The sequence below is a fragment of the Pseudomonas cremoricolorata genome, assembly GCF_000759535.1.
GTDB lineage: Bacteria > Pseudomonadota > Gammaproteobacteria > Pseudomonadales > Pseudomonadaceae > Aquipseudomonas > Aquipseudomonas cremoricolorata_A.
This window is the reverse complement of the sequence record NZ_CP009455.1, coordinates 394,356-420,468: the sequence shown is the minus strand read 5'-3', so window position 1 is coordinate 420,468 and position 26,113 is coordinate 394,356. Positions and strand designations below refer to the sequence as shown.

The window sequence follows — 26,113 nt, the reverse complement described above, 5'->3', positions numbered from 1 at the left end:
GATGACGCCTAAGGTACTCAGATAAGCATGGCCCTATTGCAGATCGCCGAACCCGGTCAGAGCCCCCAGCCGCACCAGCGTCGCCTGGCGGTGGGGATCGACCTGGGCACCACCAACTCGCTGGTCGCTGCCGTGCGCAGTGGTCGCAGCGAGCCCCTGCCCGATGCCGAGGGCAAGCTCATCCTGCCGTCTGCCGTGCGTTACCTGGCCGACCATACCGAAGTCGGCCTGGCGGCCCGAGACGCGGCGCCGAGCGACCCGTTCAACAGTATCCTCTCGGTCAAGCGCCTGATGGGCCGCGGCCTGAGTGACGTCAAGCAACTGGGCGAACAGCTGCCCTATCGCTTCGTCGAGGGTGAATCGCACATGCCGTTCATCGACACCGTGCAGGGGCCCAAGAGCCCGGTGCAGGTGTCGGCGGACATTCTCAAGGCGTTGCGCCTGCGCGCCGAGCAGACCCTGGGTGGCGAACTGGTGGGCGCGGTCATCACCGTCCCGGCCTACTTCGACGATGCCCAGCGCCAGGCCACCAAGGACGCCGCGCGCTTCGCCGGGCTCAACGTTTTGCGCCTGCTCAACGAGCCGACCGCAGCGGCCGTGGCCTATGGCCTCGACCAGAATGCCGAAGGCCTGGTGGCCATCTATGACCTGGGTGGCGGCACCTTCGATATTTCCATCCTGCGCCTGAGCGCCGGGGTCTTCGAGGTGCTGGCCACCGGTGGCGACACGGCCCTGGGCGGCGACGACTTCGATCACGCCATCGCCGGCTGGATCATCGAACAGGCGGGCCTGTCGTCGGACCTCGATCCGGCTACCCAGCGCCTGCTGTTGCAGACCGCGCGCACCGCCAAGGAAGCCCTGACCGAGCAAGACAGCGTGTCGCTCAGCCACGGCCAGTGGTCGGGTGAGCTGAGCCGTAGTAGCTTCGAGGCGCTGATCGAGCCGATGGTCGCCCGTAGCCTCAAATCGTGCCGCCGCGCCCTGCGCGACAGTGGCGTCGAGGTCGAGGAAGTGGTTGCCGTGGTCATGGTCGGCGGTTCGACCCGCGTGCCGCGCGTGCGCGAGGCGGTTGGCGAGCTGTTCGGGCGTGAGCCTTTGACCTCGATCGACCCCGACCAGGTTGTGGCCATTGGCGCGGCGATTCAGGCCGATACCCTGGCCGGTAACCGCCGTGACGGTGGCGAGCTGCTGCTGCTCGACGTCATTCCGCTGTCGCTGGGCCTGGAAACCATGGGCGGGCTGATGGAGAAGGTGATTCCGCGCAACACCACCATCCCCGTGGCACGTGCTCAGGAATTCACCACCTACAAAGACGGCCAGTCGGCCATGATGATCCACGTGCTCCAGGGTGAGCGCGAGTTGATCAGCGACTGCCGTTCGCTTGCTCGCTTCGAATTGCGCGGTATTCCGCCGATGGTGGCCGGCGCTGCGAAAATTCGCGTCACCTTCCAGGTCGATGCCGACGGCCTGCTCAGCGTCGCTGCCCGCGAGCTGGGTTCGGGTGTCGAGGCCAGCATTCAGGTCAAGCCATCCTACGGCCTGACCGACGGTGAGGTGGCGCGCATGCTCAAGGATTCCTTCGAGCACGCCGGCGCCGACCGCAATGCCCGCCAGTTGCGCGAGCATCAGGTCGATGCCGAGCGCTTGCTCGAAGCGGTCGAAGGCGCCCTGGACGCCGATGGCGAGCGCCTGCTCGATGCCGACGAGCGTGACGCCATCCAATTCCAGATGCAGGAACTACGTGATTTGCTCGCCGGCACCGATGGCCCTGCCATCGAGCAACAGACCAAGCGTCTGTCGCAGGTGACCGATGCATTTGCCGCCCGTCGCCTTGATTCGACGGTCAAAGCCGCACTGGCCGGGCGCAACCTGAATGAGATCGAGGAGTAACCGATGCCGCTGGTGACATTCCTGCCGCACGAGAAGTTCTGCCCCGAGGGGCTGACCGTGGAGGTTGCGACAGGGACCAATATCCTGGAGCTGGCCCACGACCATCACATCGAGATGGAAAGCGCCTGTGGCGGTGTAAAAGCCTGTACTACCTGCCACTGCATCGTCCGCCAGGGCTTCGATTCGCTCGACGAAGCCGACGAGCTCGAAGAGGACATGCTGGACAAGGCCTGGGGCTTGGAGGCGCAATCGCGTCTGGGCTGCCAGGTAGTGGTGGGTAACGAGGACCTGGTCATCGAGATTCCCAAGTATTCGCTCAACCATGCTGCCGAAGCGCCGCATTGAGGATCAGGTCATGAGTCTGAAATGGGTTGATGTACTTGATATCGCCATCGAGCTTGCAGAAAGCAAGCCTGACGTCGATCCTCGCTACGTGAATTTCGTCGATCTGCAGCGCTGGGTCATCGCGCTGCCCGGTTTCAGCGACGATCCGGCCCGCGGCGGCGAGAAGGTCCTCGAGGCCATCCAGGCGGCGTGGATCGAAGAAGCCGACTGACTGACGCGTGCAGGTTAGGCAATCCCCTGGAACCCGCGTATAATTCGCGGGTTTAATTTTTCGCAACACTCAATATTCTGGAGTTTTCCATGGCTGTTCAACGTACTTTCTCGATCATCAAGCCTGACGCCGTTGCCAAGAACGTCATCGGCAAGATCACTTCGCGCTTCGAAGAAGCCGGTCTGCGCATCGTTGCCTCGAAAATCAAGCAACTGTCCAAAGCCGAAGCCGAAGGCTTCTACGCTGAGCACAAAGAGCGCGGTTTCTTCGGTGACCTGGTTGCCTTCATGACCTCCGGCCCGGTCGTCGTTCAGGTTCTGGAAGGCGAGAACGCCATCGCTCGCAACCGCGAACTGATGGGCGCCACCAACCCTAAAGAAGCTGCTGCCGGCACCATCCGCGCCGACTTCGCCGAATCCATCGACGCCAACGCCGTCCACGGTTCGGATTCCGAAGCAGCCGCTGCTCGCGAAATCGCTTACTTCTTCGCTGCTACCGAGGTAACCACTCGCTAAGCGAAAGCTTACGGGTGAGGGTGAATCCATGACGACATCTACTGGCAAAATCAACCTGTTGGGGCTGACTCAGCCGGAAATGGAACAGTTCTTCGACTCGATCGGGGAAAAGCGTTTCCGTGCCGGTCAGGTGATGAAATGGATTCACCATTTTGGCGTCGATGATTTCGCCGCCATGACCAATGTCGGCAAGGTCTTGCGCGAGAAGCTCGAGGCCGTTGCCGAGATTCGGGCTCCGGAAGTGGTCAGTGAGGACATTTCCGCCGACGGCACCCGCAAATGGGTGATCCGCGTTGCCTCCGGCAGCTGCGTCGAAACCGTCTACATTCCTACCGACGATCGCGGCACCCTGTGCGTGTCGTCGCAAGCCGGCTGCGCCCTGGACTGCAGTTTCTGCTCAACCGGCAAGCAAGGCTTCAACAGCAACCTCACCGCCGCCGAAGTGATCGGCCAGGTGTGGCTTGCGAACAAATCCTTCGGCACCGTGCCCGCCAAGATCGACCGCGCCATCACCAACGTGGTGATGATGGGCATGGGCGAGCCGTTGCTCAATTTCGATAATGTCATCGCCGCCATGAAGATCATGATGGACGATCTGGGCTATGGCATTTCCAAGCGCCGGGTCACGTTGTCGACCTCGGGCGTGGTGCCGATGATCGACGAGCTGGCCAAGCACATCGACGTGTCCCTGGCCCTTTCGCTGCACGCGCCGAACGACGCGCTGCGCAATCAGTTGGTGCCGATCAACAAGAAGTACCCGCTCAAGATGCTCCTCGAGTCGTGCATGGGCTACATGTCCACACTCGGTGGCAAGCGCGTGCTGACCATCGAGTACACCTTGCTCAAGGACGTCAACGATCAGCCGCAACACGCCGCCGAAATGATCGAGCTGCTACGCGATGTGCCGTGCAAGATCAACCTGATCCCGTTTAACCCGTTCCCGCATTCGGGTTACGAGCGTCCCAGCAACAACGCCATTCGTCGTTTCCAGGACTTGCTGCACCACGCTGGCTACAACGTCACCACCCGTACCACTCGTGGTGAAGACATCGATGCGGCATGCGGCCAGTTGGTCGGGCAGGTCATGGACCGTACCCGGCGTAGCGAACGCTACATCGCCGTGCGCCAGATCGCTGCCGATGCCGAGTTGCAAGACAGCGCCGTGCGCCTCTGACGAGACCTCCCTTGATGACCCTGCGCTCGGCGCTGTCGATCTTCACGCTATTGCTGCTCGCCGGCTGCGTGTCGAGCGGCGCCAGCGACCCGCTGGCCAGCCGCGAGGGTCGTGAACAGGCTCGGCGCGCCTACGTGCAGTTGGGCTTGGGCTACGTGCAACGCGGAATGAACCAGCAGGCCAAGGCGCCGCTGGCCAAGGCACTGGCCATCGCCCCCGGCGACGCTGACGCCCATGCCGCCCTGGCGCTGGTGTATCAGGCCGAGGGCGAGCCGGAGCTGGCTGATCGGCACTTCACCAAGGCCTTGCAGCAGCGTCCGACCGAGACGCGAATGCTCAACAACTACGGTGCATTCCTCTATGCTCAGGGACATTTTCGTCAGGCAGAGCAGATGTTTCGCCAAGCTGCCGTCGATACCCTGTATCCTGAACGTTCGCGGGTGTACGAGAACCTGGGTCTGACCGCCCTCAGGCAAGGTCAACACGACCAGGCGCACGAGCATCTGCACAAGGCCCTTCAACTCAATCCACATCAGCCCCGAGCATTGTTGGAAATGGCTGAGTTGGCCTACGAAAACAGGCATTATGTGCCGGCCTGGGACTACTTCAATCGTTTCAGCGAACTGAGCGACCATGACGCCCGCAGCCTGTTGCTGGGTAGCCGTCTGGCACGTCGGTTCGACGAGCAGGTTGCCGCAGCGCAGCTGGGCCAGCAATTACAACGACTCTATCCGGGTACACCGGAGTATCAGCAATACCTGTCGGAGCAACGATGAACGCCGCGCATCCCGAAGCAGTAGCAGCGACCCACCAGAATCCCGGGGACACCCTGCGCCAGGCCCGAGAGGCCCGCGGCTGGTCCCAGGCCGAAGTGGCGCGCAAGCTGAACCTTACGCTCACGTCGCTGAACCACCTGGAAACCGGTGCCTTCGACAAGCTGCCGGGGCACACCTTCGCCCGCGGCTACATCCGCGCCTACGCCAAGCTCATGGACATGGACCAGGCACCGCTGGTCGCGGCCTTCGATCAGGTCACCGGTTCCCACGCCAAGGGCAGCGACGTGCATTCGCTGGGCCGCATCGATGAGCCCAAGCGCCTGTCGCAGAACATCCTGCGCGGGGTCAGCCTGCTGGTGCTGCTGGCGGTGGTCGGCGGTGGCTTCGTCTGGTGGCAGGACCAGGGCAGCCAGCGCAGCAAAGAGCTGGCGAACATGGCCCTTGAGCATGTCGAGGTGGAAAGCGCCGATGGCACCACGCAAATCCATCCGCTCGACGAGCCGGAAGATCAGGCGGTGAACGCCGCGCAGCAGCCCGAGTCGACTGCGCTGGCCCTGCCTGGCACCACCGGCGAAAGCACCGAAGCACCCGCGACCGAAACCTCCACCGCAGCCGCTCAGCCGAGCCAGAACAGCGCTGCCGTGCCTGCACCGGCCGCGCCGACGGCCTCCGCCGCTCCTGCGAACAATGCCGCGAGCACCCCTGCCAGTCCGGCCGCCACGCCTGCCGAAACCCCGGCACCTGCCGGCAGTGGCAAGGTGGCGATCACCTTCGTCGCCGACTGCTGGACGCAGGTCACCGATGGCAACGGCAAGGTGCTGCTCAGCGCGCTCAAGCGCAAGGGCGAGACCGTCGAACTCAGTGGCAAGCCGCCGTTCGCGGTGCGCCTGGGCTTCGCCCGTGGCGCCCAGGTCAGCTACAACGGCCAGGCGGTCGACGTCGCTTCGTTCACCAGTGGCGAGACCGCTCGCCTCAAGTTGGGACAGTAATTCATGCACGGTGAATCTCCGATCAAACGTCGCGAATCCCGCAAGATCTGGGTCGGCAATGTAGCGGTAGGCGGCGACGCGCCGATCGCCGTACAAAGCATGACCAATACCGATACCAATGACGTCGCCGCCACCGTCGCGCAGATCCAGCGCCTGGTCGATGCCGGCGTCGACATCGTGCGCGTGTCGGTGCCCGACATGGACGCTGCCGAAGCATTCGGTCGGATCAAGCAGCAGGTCAGTGTGCCGCTGGTGGCCGATATCCACTTCGACTACCGCATCGCCCTGCGCGTGGCTGAACTGGGTGTCGACTGCCTGCGCATCAACCCGGGCAACATCGGTCGCGAAGACCGTGTGCGCGCCGTGGTCGATGCCGCCCGCGACCGTGGCATTCCGATCCGTATCGGCGTCAATGCCGGCTCCCTGGAAAAAGACCTGCAGAAGAAATACGGCGAGCCCACCCCGGCGGCGCTGGTGGAGTCGGCGCTGCGCCACGTCGAGCACCTCGATCGCCTGGATTTCCAGGACTTCAAGGTCAGCGTCAAGGCTTCCGATGTGTTCATGGCGGTCGATGCCTACCGGCAACTGGCCAAGCAGATCGTCCAGCCCCTTCACCTGGGCATCACCGAGGCCGGTGGCCTGCGTTCAGGAACGGTGAAATCTGCCGTGGGCCTCGGTATGCTGCTTGCCGAAGGTATCGGCGACACCATCCGTATTTCCCTGGCCGCCGATCCGGTCGAGGAAGTGAAGGTCGGCTACGACATCCTCAAGTCCCTGCGTCTGCGTTCGCGTGGCATCAATTTCATCGCTTGCCCGAGCTGCTCGCGGCAGAATTTCGATGTGGTCAAGACCATGAACGAACTGGAAGGGCGCCTTGAAGATCTGCTGGTGCCGATGGACGTAGCGGTGATCGGTTGCGTGGTCAACGGTCCCGGCGAAGCCAAGGAAGCCCATGTCGGCCTGACCGGCGGCACGCCGAACCTGGTGTATATCGACGGCAAGCCGTCGCAGAAGCTGAACAATGACAACCTGGTCGATGAGCTGGAACGGCTCATCCGCCAGAAAGCGGCCGAGAAGGCCGACGCCGACGCGGCATTGATTGCCCGTGGCTGATACACAGATTCGTAAGGACTTTCCGTGAGCAAATCGCTGCAAGCCATCCGTGGCATGAACGACATCCTGCCCGACCAGTCGCCGCTGTGGCGCTACTTCGAGGGCACCGTGGCCAGCCTGCTGGACGGTTATGGCTACAGCCAGATCCGCACGCCCATCGTCGAGTTCACCGAGCTGTTCAAGCGCTCGATCGGCGAAGTGACCGATATCGTCGAAAAAGAGATGTACACCTTCGAGGACCGCAACGGTGATTCGCTCACCCTGCGCCCGGAAGGCACCGCTGCCTGCGTGCGCGCCGTGCTCGAACACGGCATCACCGGTAACGGCCAGGTGCAGAAGCTCTGGTACACCGGGCAGATGTTCCGCCACGAGCGCCCGCAGAAGGGCCGCTATCGGCAGTTTCACCAGATTGGCGTCGAGGTGTTCAATCTCGACGGTCCGGATGTCGATGCCGAGCTGATCATCCTCAGCTGGCGGCTGTGGGGCCTGCTTGGTATTCGTGATGCGGTGACCCTGGAGCTCAACAGCCTGGGCACCAGCGAAGCGCGGGCGCGCTACCGCGATGCCCTGGTGGAATTTCTTTCCGCACGCCTCGAGCAGCTCGACGAAGACAGCCAGCGCCGCCTCAAGAGCAACCCGCTGCGGGTGCTCGACAGCAAGGATGCCGGCACCCAGGCGGTGCTGGTCGATGCGCCGAAGCTCGAGGATTACCTCGACGACGCCTCGCGTGAACACTTCGAGGGCCTCAAGGCGCGTCTGCATGCCGCAGGCATTCCGTTCGTGATCAACACCAAGCTGGTGCGTGGCCTGGACTACTACAGCAAGACCGTGTTCGAGTGGGTCACCGACCAGCTCGGCGCCCAGGGCACCGTGTGTGCCGGCGGTCGCTACGATGGTCTGGTCGAGCAGATGGGCGGCAAGCCGACCCCGGGCGTGGGTTTCGCCATGGGCATCGAGCGCCTGATCCTGCTGCTGCAGACCCTCGACAAGGTACCTGCCTCGATCAACCGGCAGATCGACGTCTACCTGTGCGCGTTCGGCGAGCAAGCCGAGTTGGCCGGGCTGCGTCTGGTCGAGCAACTGCGTGATCGTCTGCCGTCGCTGCGCCTGGCGGTCAACGCCGGGGCCGGCAGCTTCAAGAGCCAGTTCAAGAAGGCCGACAAGAGCGGCGCGCTGTTCGCGCTGATCCTGGGCGACGACGAACTGGCCGCTGAAGTCATCGGCGTCAAGCCCCTGCGTGGTCAGGGCGAACAACAGAACATTGCCTGGGATGCTCTGGCCGAGCACCTGCAAAGCGCAATCGCGAACGCGTGACGCGCTTCAACCGCCGAATTGCTGAAAAGGAGTATTGGGGTGTCGAGTATCGATGATGATGGCCTGGCTGGCGCCAAGGACTGGTGGAATCGCAACGGCAAGCCGTTGCTCACGGGTGCCTTGCTCGCCGCGGCAGTGGTGATGGGTTGGCAGGCCTGGCAGAAGTACCAGAGCAACCAGTCCCAGGGTGCCTCGGGCCTGTACCAGGCATTGCTGGAAACCACGCTGACGCCAAGCGGCACGCCGGACACCGCCAAGGTCGCCGAACTGGCTGGCAAGCTCAAGAGCGATTTCGGCGGCAGCGCCTATGCGCAGTACGGCAGCCTGTTCGTCGCCAAGGTTGCAGTCGACAGCGGCAAGCTCGATGATGCCGCCGCTGAACTCAAGAGCGTGCTCGACAAGCCGGCCGACGCCACCCTCGGGGAAATTTCCCGACAGCGTCTGGCCCGTGTGCTGGCCGCTCAAGACAAAGCGGAAGATGCGCTGAAACTGCTCGATGGTGATGCGGAAAAGGCCTTCCTGGCCAGCCGCGAAGAACTCAAAGGTGATCTGCTGGTGCAACTGGGCCGTGCCGATGATGCACACGGCGCCTACGAAAAGGCCAAGGCCGCGATGTCTGACGACGCCGCGACCGGTGGACTGCAACTGAAGCTGGACGACTTGGCCAAAGGGGACGCGTGACGTGATCGGTTGGAAACAAGCAGCAGTGCTGACCCTGGCCGTACTGGCCGCGGGTTGCAGCAGCAACAGCAAGAAGGAACTGCCACCGGCCGAACTGACCAAGTTCACCGAGGAAGTGGTGCTGAAGAAGCAGTGGAGCCGTTCGATCGGCGACGGCCAGGGCGACAAGTACAATGTTCTGGTGCCGGCCATCGAGAACGACCGCATCTTCGCCTCCGACGTCACTGGCGAGGTCTACGCCCTCGATCGCCGTAATGGCGATGTGATCTGGGAGAACGATCTTGACCTGCCGGTCTCCGGTGCGGTCGGTGTCGGCTATGGCCTGCTGACCCTGGGTACGCTCAAGGGCGAGGTCATCGCCTTGGATTCCACCACGGGCAAGGAGCGCTGGCGTTCGCGGGTGTCCAGCGAAGTGCTGGCGCCACCTGCCAACAACGGTGACGTGGTGGTGGTGCAGACCCAGGACGACCGTCTGATCGGCCTCGATGCCGCCACGGGCGAGCGTCGCTGGATCTATGAGAACACCCCGGCCGTGCTGACCCTGCGTGGCACCGGTGCGCCGGTGGTGACCAACCGCCTGGCCATCGCCGGCCTGTCCACCGGCAAGGTGGTCGCGGTGGATATCCAGAACGGCGTGCCGGTCTGGGAAAGCCGCGTCGCCATCCCGCAAGGTCGCTCGGAGCTGGACCGCGTGGTCGACATCGACGGCGGTCTGCTGCTGTCCGGTGGCACCCTGTACGTCAGCACCTACCAGGGCCGTGTCGCCGGGCTCGACATCGAAAGCGGGCGCGTGCTGTGGCAGCGCGACGCCTCCAGCTATGTCGGCGTGGCCCAGGGCTTCGGCAACGTTTACGTGAGCGAAGCGTCGGGCACGGTCGAGAGCGTCGACGAGCGTTCCTCCAGCGCCCTGTGGAGCAACGACAGCCTGGCCCGCCGCCAGTTGTCGGCGCCGGAAGTGTTCTCCAGCTACATCGCCGTGGGCGACTTCGAGGGCTACCTGCACCTGCTCAGCCAGGTCGATGGTCGCTTCGTGGGTCGTGAGCGGATCGACAGCGATGGTCTGCGCGCCCGCCCTCTGGTGGTCGACGACACCATCTACGTCTTTGGCAACAGCGGCAAGCTCGAAGCACTGAGCATCCGCTGACGCTATGCTCAAGGCCTGCGGGCCTTGGGCGGCGGCGCTCAGGCACAGCCTGGACACGCCGCATGAACTCCGGCCGCTGCTTGCAGCGGCCTTTGCATTTTCAAGAATTCACCAGTGGAGAGCCGCATGGTTCCCGTAATTGCCCTGGTAGGGCGGCCGAACGTCGGCAAATCCACCATGTTCAACCGCCTGACCAAGACCCGCGATGCCATCGTCGGTGACCTGTCGGGCCTGACCCGCGACCGTCAGTACGGCGACGCCTCCTGGCAGGGGCGTTCGTTCATTCTCATCGACACCGGCGGTATCACCGGCGATGAAGTGGGCATGGATGAAAAGATGGCCGAGCAGTCGCTCATGGCCATCGAAGAAGCCGATTATGTGCTGTTCCTGGTCGATGCCCGCGCCGGCATGACCGCAGCCGACCAGATGATTGCCGAGCACCTGCGCAAGCGCAACAAGGCTGCGGTGCTGGTCGCCAACAAGATCGACAACATCGACGCCGACGTCGCCCGCGCCGAGTTCTCGCCGCTGGGCATGGGCAATGCCATTCCCGTTGCAGGCTCGCAAGGTCGCGGTATCAACGCGCTGATGGAGTCGGTGCTCGGCCACATTCCCCGTGACGCTGAAGAAGAGGCGCTCGATGCCGAGGTCGCCGAAGGCGAAGAAGCGCTGCGCATCCCAGGGCCGAGCGAGAAGGATGGCATCAAAATCGCCATCATCGGCCGTCCTAACGTCGGCAAGTCGACCCTGGTCAACCGCATGCTCGGCGAAGAGCGTGTAGTGGTCTACGATGAGCCGGGCACCACCCGCGACAGCATCTACATCCCGTTCGAGCGTGATGGCGAAAAGTACACCTTCATCGACACCGCTGGCGTGCGCCGTCGCGGCAAGATCCATGAAGAGGTCGAGAAGTTCTCGGTGGTCAAGACGCTGCAGGCGATCAAGGACGCCAACGTGGTGATCTTCGTCATGGACGCCCGCGAGGGGGTGGTCGACCACGACCTCAACCTGCTGGGCTTCGCCCTGGAGGCCGGGCGGGCCATCGTCATCGCCCTGAACAAGTGGGACGGCATGCAGCCGGGCGAGCGCGACTATGTGAAGACCGAGCTGGAGCGCCGGCTGTTCTTCGTCGATTTCGCCGACATCCACTTCATTTCCGCGCTGCACGGCACCGGCGTTGGCAACCTGTACAAGTCGGTGCAGGCCGCCTTCAAGTCGGCGGTGACCCGCTGGCCGACCAGCCGCCTGACGCAGATTCTCGAAGATGCCATCAGCGAGCACCAACCGCCGCTGGTCAATGGCCGCCGCATCAAGCTGCGCTATGCCCACCTTGGCGGCGCCAACCCGCCGCTGATCGTGATCCACGGCAACCAGACCGAGAAAATCCCGCGTTCTTACTCGCGCTACCTGGAAAACACCTACCGCCGCGTGCTGAAGCTGGTAGGTACGCCGATCCGTATCGAGTACAAGGGCGGCGAAAACCCGTTCGAGGGCAAGAAGAACACCCTGACCGATCGTCAGGTCAACAAGAAGCGTCGCTTGATGTCGCACCACAAGAAGGCCGAGAAAAAACGCCGCGACAAGCGCTGATCGTTCCAGCGGCAAGCTTCGAGTCGCGCACTGCGCCGCTTGAAGCCTGCCGCTCGGAACTTGTAGCTTATGCCCCTCAGACCCCAGGAAAGAGGGCTCCATGATTCGCAGCAAACTGCCAGATGTTGGCACCACCATCTTCACCCGCATGTCGCAGCTCGCTGCGCAAACCGGTGCGCTCAACCTTTCCCAAGGCTTTCCTGACTTCAACGGCCCACAGCCGCTGCTCGATGCAGTGGGGCGGCATGTCTGCGCCGGGCATAACCAGTACGCGCCTATGACCGGCCTGCCTGCCCTGCGCCAGCAAGTGGCGAGCAAAGTGCTGCGCCTGTATGGGGTGCAAGTCGATGCCGATGAAGAAGTGACCATCACACCGGGCGCCACCGAAGCGATCTTCTGCGCCATTCAGGCGGTCATCCACAGCGGTGATGAGGTGATCGTCTTCGATCCCAGCTACGACGCCTACGACCCGGCCGTGACCCTGGCCGGTGGACGTTGCGTGCACCTGCCGCTGAACGAGGGTGATTTTCGCATCGACTGGCAGGCGTTCAGCGATGCGCTAAGTCCGCGCACGCGCATGGTGATCCTCAATTCCCCGCACAACCCCAGCGGCGCACTGATCACCCGCGAAGACCTCGATACCCTGGCCGCGCTGATCGCCGATCGCGAGCTGTACATGCTCAGTGATGAGGTCTACGAACACCTGGTTTTCGACGGTGCTCGGCACGCCAGCGTGCTGGCCCACCCGCAGCTCTATGCGCGGGCCTTCGTGGTCAGCTCGTTCGGCAAGACCTACCACGTCACCGGCTGGAAGACCGGCTACGTGATCGCTCCGCCCGCGCTCAGCGCTGAGCTGCGCAAGGTGCACCAGTACGTCAACTTCTGCGGCGTTACGCCCTTGCAGCACGCCTTGGCCGAGTTCATGGCCGAGCATCCCGAACATGTCGATGAGTTGCCGGCCTTCTATCAGGCCAAGCGCGACCTGTTCTGCGATCTGCTCGAGGGTTCGCGCTTTCGCTTTACCCGTGCGCCCGGCACCTACTTCCAGTTGCTGGATTACTCGGCCATCCGGCCCGACCTCGGTGATGTCGACATGGCCCTGTGGCTGACCCGCGAACACGGTGTGGCGAGCATTCCTGTGTCGGTGTTCTATCAGCAACCCATCGCCGGGCAGCGTCTGATCCGCCTGTGCTTTGCCAAACGTGAGGAGACGCTGCGCCACGCAGCGGAAAAACTATGCGCGATCTGAGCCAGCTACCGAATCTGACCCTTGCGCTGGTGCAGACCAGTCTCGCCTGGCACGACCGCCAGGCCAATTTCGAGCATTTCGAAGCGTTGCTGGAACAGGCCCGTGGGGCGGATCTGATCGTCCTGCCGGAAATGTTCACCACAGGCTTTTCCATGGAGTCCGAGCGTTTCGCCGAGGCGGAGAATGGCCCGGCCAGCAAATGGCTCAAGGCCCAGGCGAAAAAGCTCGACGCGGTGGTGACTGGCAGCGTGATGATCCAGGCCGCCGACGGTACTCACCGCAACCGCTTGCTGTGGGCGCGCCCGGATGGTGAGCTGCTGCACTACGACAAGCGCCACCTGTTCCGCATGGCCAAAGAGCACGAGCACTACACCCCCGGCTATCGCCAGGTGCAGTTCGAGCTCAAGGGCTGGCGGATTCGTCCGCTGATCTGCTACGACCTGCGCTTCCCGGTGTGGAGCCGCGACCCCCATGACACCGACCTGCTGCTGTACACCGCCAACTGGCCAGCGGCGCGGCGTTTGCACTGGAACCGTCTGCTGCCGGCGCGGGCCATCGAGAACCTGTGTTTTGTCGCGGGGGTGAACCGGGTCGGCACCGATGGCAAAGGCTTTGCCTATTCTGGTGACAGCCAAGTGCTGGACTTCCAGGGCGAAAGCCTGCTCAGCGCCGGCGAGGCCGATGGCGTGTTCACCGTGGTGTTGCGCTCCGCCGAATTGGCCGCCTACCGCAAGCGCTTCCCGGCCGACCTGGACGCCGATTCGTTCACCCTGGACTGCTGAGCTTCTTGTCCACTGAGCTACCTGCGGCTCAGTAGACATCACGCCGGTAGCGGCCGGTTTCGATCAGGCGTTGCATGGCCTCTTCGCCAAGCAGCGCCTGCAAGGCAGCATCGACGCCGACAGCCATGCCCTGCAGGCTGCCGCAGACATACAGGCAAGCGCCTTGGTCAAGCCAGTCCCTGAGTCGCTGACCCTGCTGCAACAGCACATCCTGCACATAGATTTTCTCGGCCCGATCGCGCGAGAACGCCAGATCGAGTCTGGTCAGCGTGCCGTCTGCCAGCGATTTCTCCAGTTCATCGGCGCAGAAGTAATCGTGTGCCCTGTTACGTTCACCGAACAGCAGCCAGTTGCGCGTTTCACCGGCGACGATGTTGGCCCGCAACAGGCTGCGCAGCCCGGCAAGGCCGGTACCACTGCCGATCAGAATCAACGGCGCGGCAGCGGCGGGCAGGTGGAAGCCGCTGTTGCGGCGCAGGCGCAGGGCGACACTGGCACCGAGCGGCAGATGTTCAGTGAGCCAGCCCGAGCCCAGCCCCAGGCTGCCGTCGTCGCGGCGCTCCTGGCGCACGATCAGCTCCAGCACGCCGTCGCTGGCGATCGAGGCAATGGAGTATTGACGAGTGCCGAGCGGCGCCAGGGCATCCACCGCGGCCTGGGCATGCAGGCCGATCAGCTGGCTCAGGTTGCTCGGTAGCTGACGCGCGGCAAAGGCCTGTTCGGCAGTTTGCGCCAGGCCGTCGCACTGCACCGGCTGATCGCCGCGCAGGCTCAGCGCGGTGAGCAGTCGCTGCACCTGCGCAGGCGCATTGCGCGGCAGGATGTCCACCAGATCGCCGGCCTGCCACTGCGCAGCGTGTTGGGCCTGCAAACTGAGCAGATACACCGGCTTGCCCTGGCTGCCGGGGTTAAGCAGGGTACGTGCGGTGAGTGTCCAGTGTTCGTAGTGCGCCGGTTGCCAAGCTGCTGCGGGCGCAGTGCCGGTCAGTTGCGCCAGGCCCGCCTGCCACTGCTGCAACGCGGCGGGGTCGGCGTTGTCGACTTCCACCGGGCTGAACGTGCAGCGCGCACCGCGCTCGCTCAGCCACGCCTGGACGCGTCGGGCGAAGCCGCAGAAATGCGCATATTGCCGATCACCCAGCGCCAGCAGGGCGTAGTCCAGATGCGCCAGCGAACTGGCCTGGCCCAGCACCTTGCGCTCGAAAGCGCGGGCGTTATCGGGCGCTTCACCGTCGCCGAAGGTGCTGATGACAAACAGCGCACGGCGCGCCCGGCGCAGATCGTCTTCACCCAGATCACCCAGCGCCCGCACCTGCACCGCCAGCCCGGCGGCCTGCAGCTGCGCGGCGCTGTGCCAGGCCAACTGCTCGGCCAGACCGCTCTGGCTGGCGAAACCGATCAGCCAGGCATCGGCGCCCTGGCCGCCCTCACTGACGTTGGCCCGGGCCGTGCGGGCCTGGCGTTGCTTGCGCCGGCGGTCCAGGTACAGCAACCAGCCGGTGATGAAGAACAGCGGCATCAGCGCACTGGCTGCGGTGAGCAGAATGCGCCCGGTCAGGCCGAAGTAGTTGCCTACGTGCAGGGCGTAGAAGCTTTGCAGCAACTGCTCGTTGAAGGATTTGTCGGCATAGCGCTCTTCATGCAGCACCTTGCCGCTGGCTGGGGCGAAGTTGATCAGGTCGAAGGCGCGCGGGTGCGCGGCGTCGCTGCGCAGCAGGCGCACACTGACCGGGCCGTGGCCATCGGCCGGCAAGCGCAGGTTGTAGGTGCTCAGGGTGGGGCCAGCCAGACGCTGCAACTCGCTCCAGATCACCTCGTAGTTGACGGGCTGCGGCGCGCTCGGCGGCAGGTCGCGGGTCATGCGGCGCCTGGATTGTACTTGTTCCCGCGCATTCGGCTCGCTGCGCGCATCGCTGAGCAACTGGCGTACGCCATCGCGGTACCACTCGTAGGACCACGTCAGCCCGGTCAGGGCCATCAGCAGGTAGAACAGCAGACACCAGGTGCCGACCACCGCGTGCAGATCCCAGTTGAACGCGCGGCCACGCTTGCGCCAGTCGAAGGTCAGCCACGCGCGCCAGTTGAGGGTCTGTCGTGGCCAGCGCAGGTACAGCCCAGAGAGGCAGAAGAACACCAGCGCCAGGGTGCTGGCTGCGGTGACCTGTCGGCCGGTTTCGCCCATGGCCAGGAAACGGTGCAGGCGCAGCATCAGGTCGAAGAAGCCTTGCCCGACCACCTCGCCCTTGAGCTCGCCGGTGTACGGGTCGGCATAGCGCAGTTGCCCGCGGTGGGCGCCGGCCTCGGGGCTGAAGAAAATCCGTGCCGCGCGATCGGACTGCGGTTCGACCCACAGCATGCTGACCCGCGCCCCTTGGGCCGCTTCTGCGCGGTGCACCAGCTCAGCCGGTGGCAGTACACCTTGCGGTTGTACCTTGACGGTCAACGTATCCGGGTTGAGCAGGCGCAGCAGTTCATCCTGGAACGACCAGGCCGCGCCAGTCGCGCCCATCACCGTCAGGACCAGGCCAGCGCTGATGCCGAGCAGCCAGTGCAACTGGAATAGGATTGTTTTCAGCACCACCATCACCTTGCCGGCCTGCCCGGAAATGGGCGGCGTGCATTATGCCTTGGCGGCTGCGGTGTGGGCAGTCAGGTGAGGGCGCGCAGAATTGCGGCAGACATGAAAACGGGGCCTTGCGGCCCCGTTCGGTGTTACAGGTAGAAGGCTTTCAGTGGCGGGAAGCCGTTGAATTCCACCGCGCTGTAGCTGGTGGTGTAGGCGCCGGTGGACAGCCAGTACAGGCGGTCACCGATGGCCAGGTTCAGCGGCAGGCCGTATTTGTAGTGTTCGTACATGATGTCGGCGCTGTCGCAGGTCGGACCGGCGATGACCACTTCTTCCATCTCGCCTTTCTTCTCGGTCCAGATGGGGAATTTGATCGACTCGTCCATGGTTTCGATCAGGCCAGAGAACTTGCCCACATCGGTGTACACCCAGCGCTCGACCGCGGTACGCGACTTGCGCGCCACCAGCACCACTTCGCTGACCAGAATACCGGCGTTGGCGATCAGCGAGCGGCCTGGTTCCAGGATGATTTCCGGCAGGTCGTCACCGAAGTCTTCCTTGAGGAAGCGGATGATCTCTTCGGCATAGGTTTCCAGGCTGTTGGTGCGGGTGATGTAGTTGGCCGGGAAGCCGCCGCCCATGTTGATCAGCTTCAGCTCGATGCCATCTTCCACCTTGAGGCGCTCGAAGATCACCTTGACCTTGGCGATGGCCGCATCCCAGACGCTGATGTCACGCTGCTGCGAGCCGACGTGGAACGAGATGCCGTACGGCACCAGGCCCAGGTCACGGGCCAGAATCAGCAGGTCCATGGCCATGTCGGTCTGGCAGCCGAACTTGCGCGACAGCGGCCAGTCAGCGGTGGTCGAGCCTTCGGTGAGAATCCGGACATAGACTTTCGAGCCCGGCGCGGCCTTGGCGATGTTGCGCAGGTCGGCTTCCGAGTCGGTGGCGTACAGACGCACACCCTTCTCGTAGAAGTAGCGGATGTCCTTGGACTTCTTGATGGTGTTACCGTAGCTGATACGGTCGGCGCTGACGCCCTGGCCCATCACCTTGTCCAGTTCATAGATCGAGGCGATGTCGAAGTTCGAGCCTTTGTCCTTGAGCAGGTCGATGATTTCCACGGCAGGGTTGGCCTTGACCGCGTAGTAGACCTTGGCGAATTCGAAACCGGCACGCAGGTCGTCGTAGGCCTTGCTGATCATCTGCGTATCGATGAGGACGAACGGCGTTTCCTGCTTGTCGGCGAACGCCTTCATCTTGGTGAAAGTGTCACGTGCGAAATAGTCTTCGACCTGGATCGACATGCTCAGGGACTCCATGGGCAAACTGAATGAATAAGTGGCTGCACTGAACGTCCTCCGTATCCCCACTTTGGTTCGCCTAGGCTCTGCCTGAAAAGCCTTGAGACTCGGTTATGCTGCGTTGAACACAGCCTCGGAATGCTCATTTACTCGAGTAAACTCCGCTTCCTCGGCTGTGTTCGCCTTGCCTAACCTTCGCTCAAGACGTTTCAGACAGAGCCTAACTCAGTACTTGAGCCGGATGGATCGTTTCCAGCATGGACGTTCGGCGCGCACTGTAGGGCGTGAGGACTGCGGAATCAACAGCTAGGCCGGGCGCGCCCCTTGAGTTACCGACTGGTGTGCGGGGCAGATGTTCCCGCAGCATCGGTAAGCGTTAAATATTGTGGAATAGCGGCCTATAGGTGCGGGCTTACCCGTGAAGGCTGGCACCCTCGGGCCAGGCCTGTGAATGCTTACCCACGAGACCAGGTGGCGTCTCGATGGGGCCGCTGCGCAGCCCATCGCGGGTGAACCCGCTCCTATGGGGTGTGCATATTTATGGCCACGACCGCGGGCCGGGATGCGTAGACGGTCGATCATAAATTTTTTGTTACCGGCTCAGCTTGTGCTCAGTTTTGCGAGCGACCTCAGGCCAGAACACAAGACCCTACATGGGGCGGCGCTTTGGTCTGCGGGCGAGATCGGGTATGATGCTGCCCCTTTTTCCAAGACCGAGTCAGGCGATTTCCCATGACCCAACAGGCCGCCGAAGTCGCGAAGCGCCGCACTTTCGCCATCATTTCCCACCCCGACGCCGGTAAGACCACCATTACCGAGAAGCTCTTGCTGATGGGCAAGGCGATTGCCGTTGCCGGTACGGTGAAGTCGCGCAAGTCCGACCGCCATGCCACTTCCGACTGGATGGAAATGGAAAAGCAACGGGGTATCTCCATCACCACCTCGGTGATGCAGTTCCCCTATCGCGAGCACATGGTCAACCTGCTCGACACCCCCGGTCACGAAGACTTCTCCGAAGACACCTACCGCACCCTGACCGCGGTCGACTCGGCCCTGATGGTGCTGGACGGCGGTAAGGGCGTAGAGCCCCGCACCATCGCCCTGATGGATGTCTGCCGACTGCGCGACACGCCCATCGTCAGCTTCATCAACAAGCTCGACCGCGATATTCGTGACCCCATCGAGCTGCTCGACGAGATCGAAGCGGTACTGAAGATCAAGGCGGCGCCGATCACCTGGCCGATCGGGTGCTACCGCGACTTCAAGGGCGTGTATCACCTGACCGGCGACTACATCATCGTCTACACCCCAGGTCATGGGCACGAACGCACCGAAGCGCGGATCATCGAAAAGCTCGACTCCGACGAAGCCCGCGCCCATCTGGGCGACCAGTACGACAGCTTCGTCGAGCAACTGGAGCTGGTGCAGGGCGCTTGCCACGAGTTCAACCAGGACGAGTTCATCAACGGTCAACTGACCCCGGTGTTCTTCGGTACTGCCCTTGGCAACTTCGGTGTCGACCATGTGCTCGATGCGGTGGTCGACTGGGCACCGCGGCCGTTGAGCCGTGAGGCGCGCGAGCGCGTCGTCGAGCCGGTGGAAGAGAAATTCTCCGGCTTCGTGTTCAAGATCCAGGCGAACATGGACCCCAAGCACCGCGACCGTATCGCCTTCATGCGCATCTGCTCGGGCAAGTACGAGAAGGGCATGAAGATGCGCCATGTACGTCTGGGCAAGGACTTGCGCATCGGCGACGCGCTGACGTTCTTCTCCTCCGAGCGTGAGCAGCTCGAAGAAGCCTATGCCGGCGACATCATCGGCCTGCACAACCACGGCACCATCCAGATCGGCGACACCTTCACCGAAGGCGAGGCGCTGGGCTTCACCGGTATCCCGCACTTCGCCCCGGAACTGTTCCGCCGCGTGCGCCTGAAAGACCCGCTCAAGTCCAAGCAACTGCGCCAGGGTCTGCAACAGCTCGCCGAGGAGGGCGCGACCCAGGTGTTCTTCCCGCAGCGCAGCAACGACATCATCCTCGGCGCCGTCGGTGTGCTGCAGTTCGATGTGGTCGCCAGCCGCCTGAAAGAGGAATACAAGGTCGAGTGCGCGTATGAGCCGATCACCGTCTGGTCGGCGCGCTGGGTGGCCTGCGACGACAAGAAGAAGCTCGAGGAATTCGAGAACAAGGCCGTGGAGAACCTGGCGCTCGATGGCGGTGGGCACCTGACCTACCTGGCGCCGACCCGCGTCAATCTGGCGTTGATGGAAGAGCGCTGGCCGGATGTGAAGTTCCGGGCTACGCGGGAGCATCATTGAGGGGAGAGGGAGGTTTGCGGTTCGAGACTGCAGCGTCTCAGCCTGGACTTGATGGGTAGGTGGATACATGGCATCGACGTTGATGCCGATGCGCCTGTCACATCGCAGGTTTCGCCTTGCGGCGACCCCCTTTTTAGGGAAAAAGGGGGGAAAACCCTGTGCTCCACTAGCCGGCCCTACACTACGCTTCGCTCCGTTTCGGGTCCCCTGCGTTCCGGCACTCTTCGGGCCAGCGCGGGCAAGGGTTGCTGCGCAACCCTCACACCTCGCGTCATCGGCTACGCCTCGGGTGCGCTGCGCGCACGGCCCTACGAGTACCGGAACGAAGGCCGGCTACAGTCGCGATCGGTGTTGTCTGAGCGATTGATGTACAAAAAGCGCTTTGCCGATGTGGTTGCGGGCAGTCAGGTAGGTTTCGATAAGTTCACGACTCTAATAGTCCGGCCTCAGCCGCTCAGCATCATGATTGGCATTGACGCCAGGACTCGATTCTCTGCAGCGACAGCTGCGATGGCCCAGGCGCTAGGGCTCTTGTACATCGATCATCCAGACGATACCGATCGCGACTGTAGACGGCCGGAGCGTAGGTGTTCGAAGGGGCGTGCGCGTTAGCGCACCCGAAGCGCAGCCGAGGACGCGAGGTGTTAGGGTTGCGCAGCAACCCTTGCCCGCGGCGCCCCGTAGAGCACCGGAGCGCAGGGGACCCGGAACGGAGCGCAGCGCAGTGCAGGGCCGGCTAGTGGAGCATGGCGGTTTTGCATCCTTTTGCCGCGACAAAAGGATGTCGCCGCCAGGCGAAACAGCGGTCCGAAAGCCAACGACTCTGTACAGGTCATGGCATTGCATCCACGTCTAGAATCACCTAGATATTCCCGGCCGTAGATACTGGTGACTCGAAGCCTTCCCAAATCCATGACTCATTCCAGCCCAACCGTGCATAACACACTGCCTTTGTCGGGCAATCCGGCGTTCTGCACGATCCTAGGATCTATCTCATTTTCTAAGTAATTGAAATACAAGGAAGTAAATTTTTTGACATAGTTGGCATAGCCGCTGCACCGCCTAGTTTGCGAACGGACTTTTCGCTCACTACATAGGCGCTACCACTATGATCACATCTGCCGATCTACCCGGAGCCGTCGACGACGGACTCAACCGCTCAGGCGTGTCCTGGGGTGCTATTTTTGCGGGTGCTGCGGCCGCAGCTTCCCTTTCCTTATTACTGGTAGTGCTCGGCGCCGGCTTAGGATTTGCCGCGACGTCGCCGTGGGCGAACGAGGGGGCCAGTGCGGAGGCGTTAGGGATTTCCACCATTGTCTGGTTGTTGGTGACTCAGATCATCGCCTCGGGCGCGGGCGGCTACATCGCCGGTCGTCTGCGGGTGAAATGGGCCAATCTGCACGGTGACGAAGTGTACTTCCGCGACACCGCGCATGGCTTCCTGTCGTGGGCCGTGGCTGCTCTGGTCAGCGCAGTGCTGATCGTCGGCGCCGCCGGTAACATCATCAGCGCCGGTGCGCAGGTCGGTGCAGGTGCCGTCGCAGGTGCCGGTGCCAGCATTGCCGCTGCCTCCGACGACAAAGCCGGTGGTAACGATAACGCCATGGGCTACTTCGTCGACGGTCTGTTCCGTAGCGATGCGCCAGTCGGTGTCAGCGAAGACGCTGCCAACGGCGTCGCCGCGCGCATTCTGGCCCGTGGTATTGCCCAGGGCGGTAGCCTTGAGCCAGCCGACCGTACTTACCTCGCACAGCTGGTTGCCCAGCGCACCCGCCTGACCCAGGCCGAAGCTGAAGCTCGCGTCGACCAGGTGCTTGGCCAAGTGCAACAAGCCAAGGTCGAAGCTCAGCAAGCCGCTGACACCGCTGCCAAGGTGGCGGCATGGACCGCGCTGTGGACCTTCATCGCCCTGCTGTGCGGCGCCTTCTTCGCCAGCCTCGCTGCGCTGTTCGGTGGTCGTCGCCGTGACCGCGTGATCTGGGTCGAAGATCCCTACAGCACCACCCGTACCGTTCGCACAGGCACCACGCCTGTTCGTTGAGATGACCGATAAAGGAGATTCGTCATGCGTTCACTGTTGCTGTGGTTCCTTGGGGTACCGATCCCGGTAATCATCCTCATCGCCATCTTCATGCACTGATCACGACAAGGGCCGCTTAGCGGCCCTTGTCGTTTTCACCCCTGGCGTAACGCCTAGAGGAACTGCTCGGCGTAGTGGCAGGCCACCTGCCGGGTATCCACCGCGCGCAACGGCGGCACCTCACCGGCGCAACGCTCCGTGGCATACGGGCAGCGCTTGTGGAAGGCGCAGCCGGACGGCGGATTCAGCGGGTTGGGCAGTTCGCCGACGATGCGCAGCTTGGGTTTTTCCGGATCGGGACGCAGCGTGGGTGTCGCCGACAGCAGGGCCTGGGTATAGGGGTGCAGCGGCTTGGCGTACAGGTCATCCTTCGGGCCGATCTCGGCGGGCCGGCCCAAGTACATCACCAGCACGTCATCGGCCACGTGACGCACCACCGCCAGGTTGTGTGAGATGAACACGTAGGCGGTGTTGAACTGCTGCTGCAGATCCATGAACAGGTTGAGCACCTGGGCCTGGATCGACACGTCCAGCGCCGAGGTGGGTTCATCGGCCACCAGCACCTTGGGTTGCAGCATCATCGCCCGGGCCAGGGCGATGCGTTGACGCTGCCCGCCGGAGAACATATGCGGGTAGCGCTGATAGTGCTCGGGACGCAGGCCCACTTGCTCCATCATCTTCTGCACCCGCTCGCGGCGCTCTGCCTTGCTCAGCGACGTGTTGATCAGCAGCGGCTCAGCCAGTTGATCGCCGATCTTCTGCCGCGGGTTGAGCGAGGCGTAGGGGCTCTGGAACACCATCTGCACGTCACGGCGTAGTTGCTTGCGCTCGGCCTTGCTGGCGCCGGCCACCTCCACCCCGTCGATCTGCAACGAGCCCGCGCTGGGCTGCTCGATCAGCGTCAGGGCGCGGGCCAAGGTCGATTTGCCACACCCGGATTCACCGACCACGGCCAGGGTCTTGCCGGCCTGCAGCTCGAACGACACGCCATTGAGCGCCTGCACCACCGCCGAGCCCTTGAACAGGCCACGTGACACGCTGTAGTGACGGGTGAGGTTGTTCGCGGTCAGTACGACGCTCATCACGCCACCTCCTGGTTCAGCGGGTAGAAACAGCGCACCAGGCTATGGGCCTGGGTCTCCAGTGCCGGGCGTTGCATCCGGCAGTGGTCCTGCACATAGGGGCAACGCGGTGACAACAGGCAGCCCCGGGGCCGGTCGTAGCGCCCCGGGACGATACCGGGCAGGGTCGCCAGGCGCTCGGCGCCCAGGCTGTGCTCGGGAATCGCCGCCAGCAGTGCTTCGCTGTAGGGATGAGCAGGGCGTTCGAACAGCGTGGGTACCTGGCCCAGTTCCACCGCCTGTCCGGCATACATCACGCAGACCTTGCGCGCGGTCTCGGCGACCACCGCCAGGTCGTGGGTGATGAGGATCAGCGCCATGTCGTGGGCCTGCTGCAGGTTGACCAGCAGCTCCATGATCTGCGCCTGGATGGTTACATCCAGCGCGGTGGTCGGTTCGTCGGCGATCAGCAGGCGCGGTTCACCGGCAATCGCCATGGCGATCGCCACACGCTGGCTCATGCCCCCGGAGAGCTGGTGCGGGTAGGCATCCAGGCGGCTCTCGGCGGCGGGAATCTCGACTTTTTGCAGCAGTTCCAAGGCGCGCTGGCGCGCTGCACGGCCCTTCAGGCCCAGGTGTTGACGCAGCACTTCCTCGATCTGGTAGCCGACGGTGTAGCTGGGGTTGAGCGCAGTCATCGGGTCCTGGAAGATCATCGCGATGTCCTTGCCGACCACCTTGCGGCGCTGGCGCCGGCTCAGCGAAAGCATGTCCAGGCCGTTGAAGGTCATGGCATCGGCGCTGATCCGCCCGGGGGCGTCGATCAGGCCCATCAGCGCCATCATGGTCACCGACTTGCCCGAGCCGGACTCACCGACGATGGCGAGGATTTCCCCGGCCTCGACGCTCAGGTCGAGGCCGTCGACGACCGGGACAGCGCTGGCATCGCCGAAACGCACGTTGAGGTTGTTGATCTGCAATAGCGGCATGGTGTGCTCCTCAGGCGGCGTTCTTGAGTTTCGGGTCCAGCGCATCGCGCAGGCCGTCGCCCATCAGGTTGATTGCCAGGACGCTGAGCAGAATGGTCAGCCCAGGCAGGCTCACCACCCACCAGGCGCGCTCGATGTAGTCGCGTGCCGAGGCCAGCATGGTGCCCCACTCAGGCGTCGGCGGTTGCACGCCAAGGCCGAGAAAGCCCAGCGCTGCGGCATCGAGAATCGCCGAGGAAAAGCTCAAGGTGGCCTGCACGATCAGCGGCGCCATGCAGTTGGGCAGCACGGTGACGAACATCAGCCGTGGCAGGCTGGCGCCGGCCAGGCGCGCAGCGGTGACGTAGTCGCGGTCGAGCTCGCCGATCACTGCGGCGCGGGTCAGGCGCACGTAGGAGGGCAGCGAGACGATGGCGATGGCGATCACCGTGTTGATCAGCCCAGGGCCGAGGATGGCCACGATGGCCACCGCCAGCAGCAGCGAGGGCAGCGCCAGCATCACGTCCATCAGGCGCATGATCGACGGGCCGAGCAAGCGCGGGAAGAACCCGGCCAGCAGGCCCATCAGCACGCCCGGGATCAGCGACAGCACCACCGACGACAGGCCGATCAGCAGCGACAGTCGAGCGCCCTGAATCAAGCGCGAGAGCAGGTCGCGGCCCAGTTCGTCGGTGCCCAGCACGAAGCGCCAGGTGCCGCCGTCCAGCCACACCGGCGGGGTGAGCAGAAAGTCACGGTATTGCTCGCTCGGGTTGTGCGGCGCCACCCATGGCGCGAACAGTGCGCACAGCACGATCAGGCACATGAAGGCCAGGCCCGCCACCGCGCCCTTGTTGCGCGAGAAGGCGTGCCAGAACTCCTTGTAGGGCGAGGGGTAGAGCAGGCTCTGGTCAACGGCGTTGGCGGCGGCCACGGGGGTTACGGTCGAATCGGTCATGGCGGGCCTCAGCGCTGGTGGCGGATACGTGGGTTGGCCAGGCCGTAGAGGATGTCCACCACGAAGTTGACCAGGATCACCAGGCAGGCGATCAACAGGATGCCGTTCTGCACCACCGGGTAGTCGCGCGCGCCAATGGCTTCGATCAGCCATTTGCCGATGCCCGGCCACGAGAAGATGGTTTCCGTCAGCACGGCGCCTGCGAGCAATGCGCCGATTTGCAGGCCGAACACCGTCAGCACCGGTATCAGCGCATTGCGCAGACCGTGGATGAACACCACCCGCGCCGGGGACAGCCCTTTGGCGCGGGCGGTGCGGATGTAGTCCTCGCGCAGCACTTCGAGCATCGACGAGCGGGTCATGCGGGCGATCACCGCCAGCGGAATGGTGCCCAGCACGATGGCTGGCAGAATCAGGTGCTGCACGGCATCGAGGAAGGCGCCGTCTTCACCGCTGAGCAGGGTGTCGATGAGCATGAAACCGGTGACCGGCTCGACATCGAACAGCACGCCGTTACGCCCGGACACCGGGGTCCAGCCCAGGCTCACCGAGAAGAACATGATCAGAATCAGGCCCCACCAGAAAATCGGCATGGAATAGCCGGCCAGGGAAATGCCCATCACCCCATGGTCGAACAACGAGCCACGCTTGAGCGCGGCGATCACCCCGGCCAGCAGGCCGACGACGCCGGCGAACAGCAGGGCGGCGAAGGCCAGCTCGACGGTGGCCGGGAACAGTGTGGTGAATTCGCTCCACACACTTTCCCGGCTGCGCAGCGATTCGCCCAGATCGCCCTGGGCGAGCTTGCCGATGTAGTCCAGGTACTGCGCCGGCAGCGGCTTGTTCAGGCCCAGGCGCTCCATGGCCTGGGCGTGCAATTCAGGGTCGAGGCGGCGTTCGCCCATCATGACCTCGACCGGGTCACCGGGGATCAGGCGAATCAGCGCGAAGGTCAGCAGGGTGATGCCGAAAAAAGTCGGTATCAGCAGGCCCAGGCGGCGGGCGATAAAACTCAGCATTGTCAGTGGTACCTCATCAGGCTGTGCGGCGATCAGCCAGTCACGGCAAGTGCCGCCGGTGGTCC

General features: G+C 63.6%; 22 protein-coding genes. 16 read left to right on the top strand and 6 right to left on the bottom strand.

From position 1 onward, the window contains the following. Nucleotides 1-27 precede the first annotated feature (27 nt). The 14 genes from hscA to LK03_RS01825 all read left to right on the top strand — a co-directional run bounded on the left by hscA (nucleotide 28) and on the right by LK03_RS01825 (nucleotide 13,773). The gene (gene hscA, locus LK03_RS01890; RefSeq protein WP_038410843.1) at nucleotides 28-1,890 is read left to right on the top strand and encodes a Fe-S protein assembly chaperone HscA; all 1,863 of its coding nucleotides are present in this window, start codon (nucleotides 28-30) and stop codon (nucleotides 1,888-1,890) included. A 3-nt stretch (nucleotides 1,891-1,893) separates the two neighbouring features. Further along, nucleotides 1,894-2,235, top strand: coding sequence for an ISC system 2Fe-2S type ferredoxin (gene fdx / locus LK03_RS01885; RefSeq protein WP_038410842.1), 342 nt, complete (start codon nucleotides 1,894-1,896; stop codon nucleotides 2,233-2,235). Nucleotides 2,236-2,245: 10 nt separating this feature from the next. After that, on the top strand, nucleotides 2,246-2,446 hold the full coding sequence (iscX, locus tag LK03_RS01880; protein WP_038414558.1) for a Fe-S cluster assembly protein IscX: 201 nt from the start codon (nucleotides 2,246-2,248) through the stop codon (nucleotides 2,444-2,446). 89 nt (nucleotides 2,447-2,535) lie between these two features. Then, nucleotides 2,536-2,961, top strand: a complete 426-nt coding sequence (gene ndk / locus LK03_RS01875; RefSeq protein WP_038410841.1) for a nucleoside-diphosphate kinase — start codon at nucleotides 2,536-2,538, stop codon at nucleotides 2,959-2,961. Nucleotides 2,962-2,989: 28 nt separating this feature from the next. Beyond that, nucleotides 2,990-4,135 carry a 23S rRNA (adenine(2503)-C(2))-methyltransferase RlmN gene (gene rlmN, locus LK03_RS01870; RefSeq protein WP_038410840.1) on the top strand — a complete coding sequence of 382 codons (1,146 nt, stop codon included), beginning with the start codon at nucleotides 2,990-2,992 and terminating at the stop codon, nucleotides 4,133-4,135. A 14-nt stretch (nucleotides 4,136-4,149) separates the two neighbouring features. Then, entirely contained in the window at nucleotides 4,150-4,911 is a 762-nt protein-coding gene (gene pilW, locus LK03_RS01865) for a type IV pilus biogenesis/stability protein PilW (protein WP_038410839.1), read from the top strand. Further along, on the top strand, nucleotides 4,908-5,900 hold the full coding sequence (locus LK03_RS01860) for a RodZ domain-containing protein (protein WP_038410838.1): 993 nt from the start codon (nucleotides 4,908-4,910) through the stop codon (nucleotides 5,898-5,900). Before pilW ends, LK03_RS01860 begins: the two co-directional genes overlap by 4 nt. Nucleotides 5,901-5,903: 3 nt before the next feature. Continuing rightward, nucleotides 5,904-7,013: a flavodoxin-dependent (E)-4-hydroxy-3-methylbut-2-enyl-diphosphate synthase gene (ispG, locus tag LK03_RS01855; RefSeq protein WP_038410837.1), complete on the top strand. Its 1,110-nt coding sequence runs from the start codon at nucleotides 5,904-5,906 to the stop codon at nucleotides 7,011-7,013. A gap of 24 nt (nucleotides 7,014-7,037) precedes the next feature. Beyond that, nucleotides 7,038-8,327: a histidine--tRNA ligase gene (gene hisS, locus LK03_RS01850; RefSeq protein WP_038410836.1), complete on the top strand. Its 1,290-nt coding sequence runs from the start codon at nucleotides 7,038-7,040 to the stop codon at nucleotides 8,325-8,327. Between the two features lie 39 nt (nucleotides 8,328-8,366). Further along, on the top strand, nucleotides 8,367-9,008 hold the full coding sequence (locus tag LK03_RS01845) for a tetratricopeptide repeat protein (RefSeq protein WP_038410835.1): 642 nt from the start codon (nucleotides 8,367-8,369) through the stop codon (nucleotides 9,006-9,008). Nucleotide 9,009: 1 nt separating this feature from the next. Beyond that, nucleotides 9,010-10,152 (top strand): outer membrane protein assembly factor BamB, encoded by a 1,143-nt coding sequence (bamB, locus tag LK03_RS01840; protein ID WP_038410834.1) that lies wholly within the window; start codon nucleotides 9,010-9,012, stop codon nucleotides 10,150-10,152. A gap of 126 nt (nucleotides 10,153-10,278) precedes the next feature. Further along, a complete protein-coding gene (der, locus tag LK03_RS01835) occupies nucleotides 10,279-11,742 on the top strand; it encodes a ribosome biogenesis GTPase Der (RefSeq protein WP_028695995.1) in 1,464 nt (487 codons plus the stop codon). Between the two features lie 100 nt (nucleotides 11,743-11,842). Further along, nucleotides 11,843-12,991 carry a pyridoxal phosphate-dependent aminotransferase gene (locus LK03_RS01830; protein WP_038410833.1) on the top strand — a complete coding sequence of 383 codons (1,149 nt, stop codon included), beginning with the start codon at nucleotides 11,843-11,845 and terminating at the stop codon, nucleotides 12,989-12,991. Then, nucleotides 12,979-13,773 carry an amidohydrolase gene (locus LK03_RS01825; protein ID WP_038410832.1) on the top strand — a complete coding sequence of 265 codons (795 nt, stop codon included), beginning with the start codon at nucleotides 12,979-12,981 and terminating at the stop codon, nucleotides 13,771-13,773. The genes LK03_RS01830 and LK03_RS01825 overlap by 13 nt, the downstream gene beginning before the upstream one ends. 28 nt (nucleotides 13,774-13,801) lie before the next feature. On the opposite strand, the gene LK03_RS01820 is transcribed toward LK03_RS01825, so the two are convergent. Together LK03_RS01820 and LK03_RS01815 are read right to left on the bottom strand one after the other, a co-directional pair. Next, nucleotides 13,802-16,351, bottom strand: a complete 2,550-nt coding sequence (locus LK03_RS01820; protein WP_038414557.1) for a PepSY domain-containing protein — start codon at nucleotides 16,349-16,351, stop codon at nucleotides 13,802-13,804. A 134-nt stretch (nucleotides 16,352-16,485) separates the two neighbouring features. Next, nucleotides 16,486-17,649 carry a type III PLP-dependent enzyme gene (locus LK03_RS01815; protein ID WP_028695999.1) on the bottom strand — a complete coding sequence of 388 codons (1,164 nt, stop codon included), beginning with the start codon at nucleotides 17,647-17,649 and terminating at the stop codon, nucleotides 16,486-16,488. A 729-nt stretch (nucleotides 17,650-18,378) separates the two neighbouring features. Here LK03_RS01815 and LK03_RS01810 point away from each other — a divergent pair. Together LK03_RS01810 and LK03_RS01800 are read left to right on the top strand one after the other, a co-directional pair. After that, nucleotides 18,379-19,962, top strand: coding sequence for a peptide chain release factor 3 (locus LK03_RS01810; RefSeq protein ID WP_038410831.1), 1,584 nt, complete (start codon nucleotides 18,379-18,381; stop codon nucleotides 19,960-19,962). Between the two features lie 1,108 nt (nucleotides 19,963-21,070). Continuing rightward, a complete protein-coding gene (locus tag LK03_RS01800) occupies nucleotides 21,071-22,003 on the top strand; it encodes a hypothetical protein (RefSeq protein WP_038410829.1) in 933 nt (310 codons plus the stop codon). 152 nt (nucleotides 22,004-22,155) lie between these two features. Here LK03_RS01800 and LK03_RS01795 read toward each other — a convergent pair whose 3' ends face one another. From LK03_RS01795 to LK03_RS01780, 4 genes are read right to left on the bottom strand one after another with little or no spacing between them, the layout of a single operon-like run. Next, nucleotides 22,156-23,124 carry a peptide ABC transporter ATP-binding protein gene (locus tag LK03_RS01795; protein WP_038410828.1) on the bottom strand — a complete coding sequence of 323 codons (969 nt, stop codon included), beginning with the start codon at nucleotides 23,122-23,124 and terminating at the stop codon, nucleotides 22,156-22,158. Further along, nucleotides 23,124-24,092: an ABC transporter ATP-binding protein gene (locus tag LK03_RS01790; RefSeq protein WP_038410827.1), complete on the bottom strand. Its 969-nt coding sequence runs from the start codon at nucleotides 24,090-24,092 to the stop codon at nucleotides 23,124-23,126. The genes LK03_RS01795 and LK03_RS01790 overlap by 1 nt, the downstream gene beginning before the upstream one ends. Nucleotides 24,093-24,102: 10 nt before the next feature. Next, the gene (locus tag LK03_RS01785) at nucleotides 24,103-25,029 is read right to left on the bottom strand and encodes an ABC transporter permease subunit (RefSeq protein ID WP_049870404.1); all 927 of its coding nucleotides are present in this window, start codon (nucleotides 25,027-25,029) and stop codon (nucleotides 24,103-24,105) included. Between the two features lie 8 nt (nucleotides 25,030-25,037). Next, a complete protein-coding gene (locus tag LK03_RS01780; protein WP_038410826.1) occupies nucleotides 25,038-26,048 on the bottom strand; it encodes an ABC transporter permease subunit in 1,011 nt (336 codons plus the stop codon). Nucleotides 26,049-26,113: the final 65 nt, after the last annotated feature.